The 5,534-nt window shown below is 43.6% G+C and carries 3 protein-coding genes; 1 reads left to right on the top strand and 2 read right to left on the bottom strand.

From position 1 onward, the window contains the following. Together LYNGBM3L_RS18940 and LYNGBM3L_RS18935 are read right to left on the bottom strand one after the other, a co-directional pair. The coding region (locus tag LYNGBM3L_RS18940; protein ID WP_044493889.1) for an NACHT domain-containing protein at nt 1–2,922 on the bottom strand (2,922 nt) is incomplete at its 3' end. 999 nt (nt 2,923–3,921) lie between these two features. Further along, nucleotides 3,922–4,305 carry an endonuclease domain-containing protein gene (locus LYNGBM3L_RS18935; protein WP_008186627.1) on the bottom strand — a complete coding sequence of 128 codons (384 nt, stop codon included), beginning with the start codon at nt 4,303–4,305 and terminating at the stop codon, nt 3,922–3,924. Nucleotides 4,306–4,978: 673 nt separating this feature from the next. Here LYNGBM3L_RS18935 and LYNGBM3L_RS48790 point away from each other — a divergent pair. Continuing rightward, nucleotides 4,979–5,107, top strand: coding sequence for a hypothetical protein (locus LYNGBM3L_RS48790; protein WP_267872059.1), 129 nt, complete (start codon nt 4,979–4,981; stop codon nt 5,105–5,107). The last annotated feature ends 427 nt before the right edge of the window (nt 5,108–5,534 follow it).

Here is a 5,534-nt window from a genome sequence, read left to right as displayed (position 1 = left end):
ATTGCCCAAGGTTCTGGCTGCGTCCCTACGCACATGAGAATTGTGATCCTGAAGCCCTGCTAGGAGGGGGCTGACTACGGTTTCTGAGCTATTGCCCAAATTGCCCAAGGATTCGGCTGCCTTCCAACGCACACTAAAATTCTGATCCTTAAGCCTTGCTAGGAGGGCGTTGACTACGGGTTCTGACCTGTTGCCTAATTTTCCCAAGGCATAGGCTGTCCACCCACGCAAATCAGAATTCTCATCCTTTAGCTGTGCTAGGAGGGTGCTGACTAGGGTTTCTGAGTTGTTGCCCAATTGCCCCAAGGCATAGGTTGCCTCCCAACCCACAGTAGAATTCTCATCCTGAAGACGTGCTATGAGGGCGCTGACTATGGTTTGTGAACTGTTGCCCAAATTGCCTAAGGCACGAGCTGCCCTCCAACGCACATGAGAATTGTGATCCTGAAGCCTTGCTATGAGGGCGTTGACTATGGTTTCTGAGTTGTTGCCCAATCTGCCCAAGGCTTGGGCAGCCTTCCAACGCACACTAACATTGTGATCCTGAAGCTGTGCTATGAGGGCGTTGACTACAGTTTCTGAACTGTTGCGCAATTCGCCCAAGGCTTGGGCAGCCCTCCAACGCACACTAACATTGTGATCCTGAAGCTGTGCTAGTAATATTGTTATTACCTGATCTTTTTCCCCTAACTCGGCTCTATAGTTCAACAATCGCAGCTGATCAATCCAATCCGATCCCGTAGCGTGGCCGTAGGCCAATCGCTCCTTCAACAATTCCAATACCTGTGCTTGAAAATCCGTTTCATACAAACTACAAATTATTTGATAAACCTGCTCGTAAACCCTCTTGCCAACCGGCTCTTTAGTACTCACCTCCAACTCAACCAACCCCTCTAAAATCTCTTGCACTAACTCACCATCAGCACCACGCAAATTTTTCGGGTCTTCTGCCAAACAATTACCAGCAAATAACAAATCCCGATGTAACCACTGCTCATATTTACTATTATTATTCAATACTGCCCGAATCGCTTTCGCGGCATTTTTCGGTTTTTGTTGTGCTATTAGCAATAATAACACTTCGCGCCAGTGGGAGTCATGTAAATGCTCCCGAATCTGATTCAAAACAATCCGAAAATCATACTCATTTTCTGCATGATAGTCAATTTCTTCAGCACACAAATATTCTTGAAAGCTCTTATGGACAAACCCATAACAATCTTGCCCCTGCTCATTCAATAAACCAGTGCGATCGCGAATCAAGGTTACAAATGCTTCTGCTTCTTGTTTGGCTTGATATAACTGCACCTGCTTTAAAGTTTTAATCTCTTTGCTCAACTGCTTAATCAAATCATCACGGTTAATTAACGTACTGCCTTCGTTATCTTCACTATTTCCTTGGCCATGAATCCAATAAGCTAACAATTCCATCAATCGGCGCAAATCATAGAAATCTAGATATTTAAATAGTCCCTGATTGCTGATTTCTTTGTTAGCATCCCAAGAGGTTAACAAGGTTTTGACTGCACAATTATAAAGCTCAAACCGTTCTTTGGGCAATACCGCTTGATACCGATGGATTAATGCAATAATTGTCAACAATAAGGGATTCCGTGCCAACAAGGTAATCCGGTCATTATCATTCAGCGCCTTTCCTAAACTCTCCTTGCGCCTTTTGGCTTCTGCTTGGTCTTGAAAGCGACTGTTATACCAGTTCTCAATAAATGCCGAAATCTTTTGGTCATCAAAGGGTTGGATTTGATAGTGGGGAAATTCCTCAGTGCGGAAAAAGTCGCGCCGATAACCAGCCGGTCTAGATGTAATAATAGCGCGATTTCTGTTAAACTGTCCTAAAAAATTCTCGATGCGCTTGACTACATCATGGCGTTTAGCCTCTTCTGCTACTTCATCCAAACCATCCAGCAATATCAAGGCTCTACCATCAGATAACCAATGCTCGAAAAATCCCACTGGTAACGGTTTCACTGACATGGTGTTTTCCGCAAATATCCGAGCATAGTCGATCAGGCTTTTATCGAGATGTCTGGCAAAATCTCGCATCCTGATTAAAATCGGTAGCCAGTCGGTATCACCATCTAATCCCAAAATGTCAGGATTTTGCTGAGCTAATATTACCGCAAAATAGCTCATCAAGGTGGTTTTACCAGAGCCTGGCGCACCCAGGATTACCACTCTTCTCGACTGACTTTGGCTCAATAACTGCTGAGCCAAGAATTTCCGGCCAGTTGTCTTTTCCAATAGCAGCCTTTCTGGCTTTTCCCCACTACCGGCTGCTAACAACTCCCGCTCCCAAGCGCCAGCAGTTGATACGTCTTCCACGACATCTGGCATTACGAAAATCTGGGCTAACTTCTCCGATTTTTCTACTTCTTGCCCAGGCACAGCAATGCCAGCAAATTTGACATCATCAAACCAGTTGGCTAACTGCTCACAATAATCCTGTTTAGCTACCTGAAATTTAAGATAAGTATCCGTGTGCTGAAAATAAGCATTAATAAATGTCTCTATCCAAGGCTTGAGACTGTCTTGATTTAGTTTAATAGTCTTGGCTTCAGCTTGTTGTTGAAATACGGTGCTTAAAATATCCCGGTCTGGCTTACCTTGATTAAGTAAGGGTTTCTGTAATTCCGCCACAACAGCAGAATGAGTAAAATAGTCGTTCAAAAACCGATTAACTCCATTCCAGCCATCCGGGGGAGCGTGAAAAAATAAGCGCTGTTGACTATCCAGTTGTTTGTCCCATTGATCAACGGCTTCTGCTCCCGCTTTGATGGCTTTTTCGATATCGCTTTTAGTCAGAGATTTAACTATATGCTTCCCTGCTTCTTTAGCAACAATACTTAACAATGGTGGCGCTATTTGCGATAGTTCTAAACTAGCCAAAAGGGACAATGCTGCCATAATTTATAGGTAGTTATGTTCGATTAGTTTAATTATAGCAATTTAGGGAGATTTGATCCCCCTAAATCCCCCTTAATAAGGGGGACTTTCTAGATCAATTTCCGGACTCCCCCCTTAGTTCTTTGGGCGGAAGGGGGACAAACTAGATCGATTTCCGGACTCCCCCCTTAATAAGGGGGGCAGGGGGGGATCGAGTTAGGAAAGGGAACTCTTTGAGTTTACTCCGCCCTTAGTTATTTGGGCGGAAGGGAGAGAAACTAGATCGATTTCCGGACTCCCCCCTTATTAAGGGGGGCAGGGGGGGATCGAGTTAGGAAATGGGAGAGAAAGAGTTTACTCCGCCCTTGGTCTGCCTTAATAAGGGGCACAAACTAGATCGATTTCCGGACTCCCCCCTTAATAAGGGGGGCAGGGGGGGATCGAGTTAGGAAAGGGAACTCTTTGAGTTTACTCCGCCCTTAGTTATTTGGGCGGAAGGGAGAGAAACTAGATCGATTTCCGGACTCCCCCCTTAATAAGGGGGGCAGGGGGGGATCGAGTTAGGAAAGGGAACTCTTTGAGTTTACTCCGCCCTTAGTTATTTGGGCGGAAGGGAGAGAAACTAGATCGATTTCCGGACTCCCCCCTTAATAAGGGGGGCAGGGGGGGATCGAGTGAGGAAATGGGAGAGAAAGAGTTTACTCCGCCCTTGGTCTGCCTTAATAAGGGGCACAAACTAGATCGATTTCCGGACTCCCCCCTTATTAAGGGGGGCAGGGGGGGATCGAGTTAGGAAATGGGAGAGAAAGAGCTTACTCCCCCCTTGGTCTGCCTTAATAAGGGGCACAAACTAGATCGATTTCCGGACTCCCCCCTTATTAAGGGGGGCTGGGGGGGATCGCACTAGAAAATGGTATAAAAAGCGCGATTCCACTCCCCCAATCTAACTCTATTATCCTAATCCCTAAAAAAATTTGATACTCACCAAAGAGCCGCAACTTATTGAATTTTGAAACAGCTCTAGGTTGTGCTAGGGGGAAGCTCACTGCTGATCCGATCGCACACTGCTTCAAAATTATGCAATACTTCATCATTGGTAAATCGAATTACTTTTAATCCATAACCTTCAAGAATGTGAGTTCTTTCTTCGTCATAAGCTTGGCCAGATTCTGTATAATGAGAATCCCCATCAACTTCAATAACTAATTTTAAAGCAGCACAATAAAAGTCAACAATAAAATTCGCTATTGGTCTTTGTCGCAAGACTCTAAACTGAAAATTTTTCAAATAGCAAGACCACAGCTTTTTCTCGACTGGGGTCATAGTTTTCCTTAATCCTCTAGCTCTGCTTACTAACTTGTAATTATAAGGAAGATGGAATTGTCTTTGTTGGCGATCGCACATTTAAAACTAATCGATTTTGTGGTTTTTTGCATGGGTTTAGATCCCCCATTATCCCCCTTAATAAGGGGGACTTTCTAGATCGATTTTCCGACTTTACCCAATGATCACAGCGGGCTGGGAGGATCGAGCTTTTCGGATCTGCTTCCGGGTTTAGATCCCCCATTATCCCCCTTAATAAGGGGGACTTTCTAGATCGATTTTCCGACTTTACCCCTTGGTAAAGAAATGCTATGGAAAGCGATGGTATGTAGGAGGCACTACGGGAAAGGACTCCCCCAATCTAACACCATTACTCTAATTCATAATCCCTAATTCATAATCCCTAAAAAAAGGCGATGATATCAGCCGCTAAGCGATCGCATGATTACGGTCTCAATTTTAATGCGATCGCTATTTTTAATTAACCAAAAAAAACAAAAAAAAAACTAATCAAAAATTTGATATTTATACCCCCTTTATAAAAAAAAATGAAAAATACTTGACAAAATAAATAATTATTTATTACCATAAAAATGTCGCCAATACAACACAAAAAAAACATTATGGACATCGAAAAACTTTCTCCCAAATTTTTGAGTATAATCCCAACAATCCTAATCTCCCTGAATTATTTGGCCAACCCCAGCCAGGACGGGAGCAAATCAAACATATATGGATCGGTTCTCCCAAAACCGTGCGGGTCACAATCTATAATCTTTATAGCCGTGGCTACGCCCAAGTTCATGAGTGGAGCACTCCTCAACCTACCGGAAATCCTGGTGAGGTGATCAGTATTTTGATTCGACATCTGTCGGTAGATTAAGATAGCAACTTGCCAGGGATTTGCATCCCTGGCTACAGGTCAAAACTCAGGAGAAATTACGAAGTCTGAAGTCTAAGACCTAAGTTTGTATGTTGTTGATTTGGTGAACACATAGTCAAGGACTCTAGGGTTGTTGACTATTACAAAAAATAATTCGGTCAAGCATTGGAATTAACCAAAACTTGACCGAATTTTTTTGTAAGTATTCAGCTGTCAGCCGTCAGCTGTCAGCTATCAGTTAGTAGGGAACAGGGAACAGGTAACAGTGAACAGGGAGTAGGGAGTAGGGAGCAGCCAATAAATAGATGTATTTCACCCTTACTAGAAAACCCAATAGCAATCAAGACTCAAGACTTAATTGCGACAGTGCAATAGTTTTTCTGACCACCACACTTAACACCCTTACCACACCTTGCGTTAATGCAAC

The organism is Moorena producens 3L (assembly GCF_000211815.1).
GTDB lineage: Bacteria > Cyanobacteriota > Cyanobacteriia > Cyanobacteriales > Coleofasciculaceae > Moorena > Moorena producens.
This window is presented reverse-complemented; position numbering and strand designations above follow the sequence as displayed.

What these genes read in the sequence shown, in the direction of transcription:
- LYNGBM3L_RS18935 (WP_008186627.1), bottom strand. Translation starts at nt 4,305, where the DNA reads ATGTGCGATCGCCAACAAAGACAATTCCATCTTCCTTATAATTACAAG.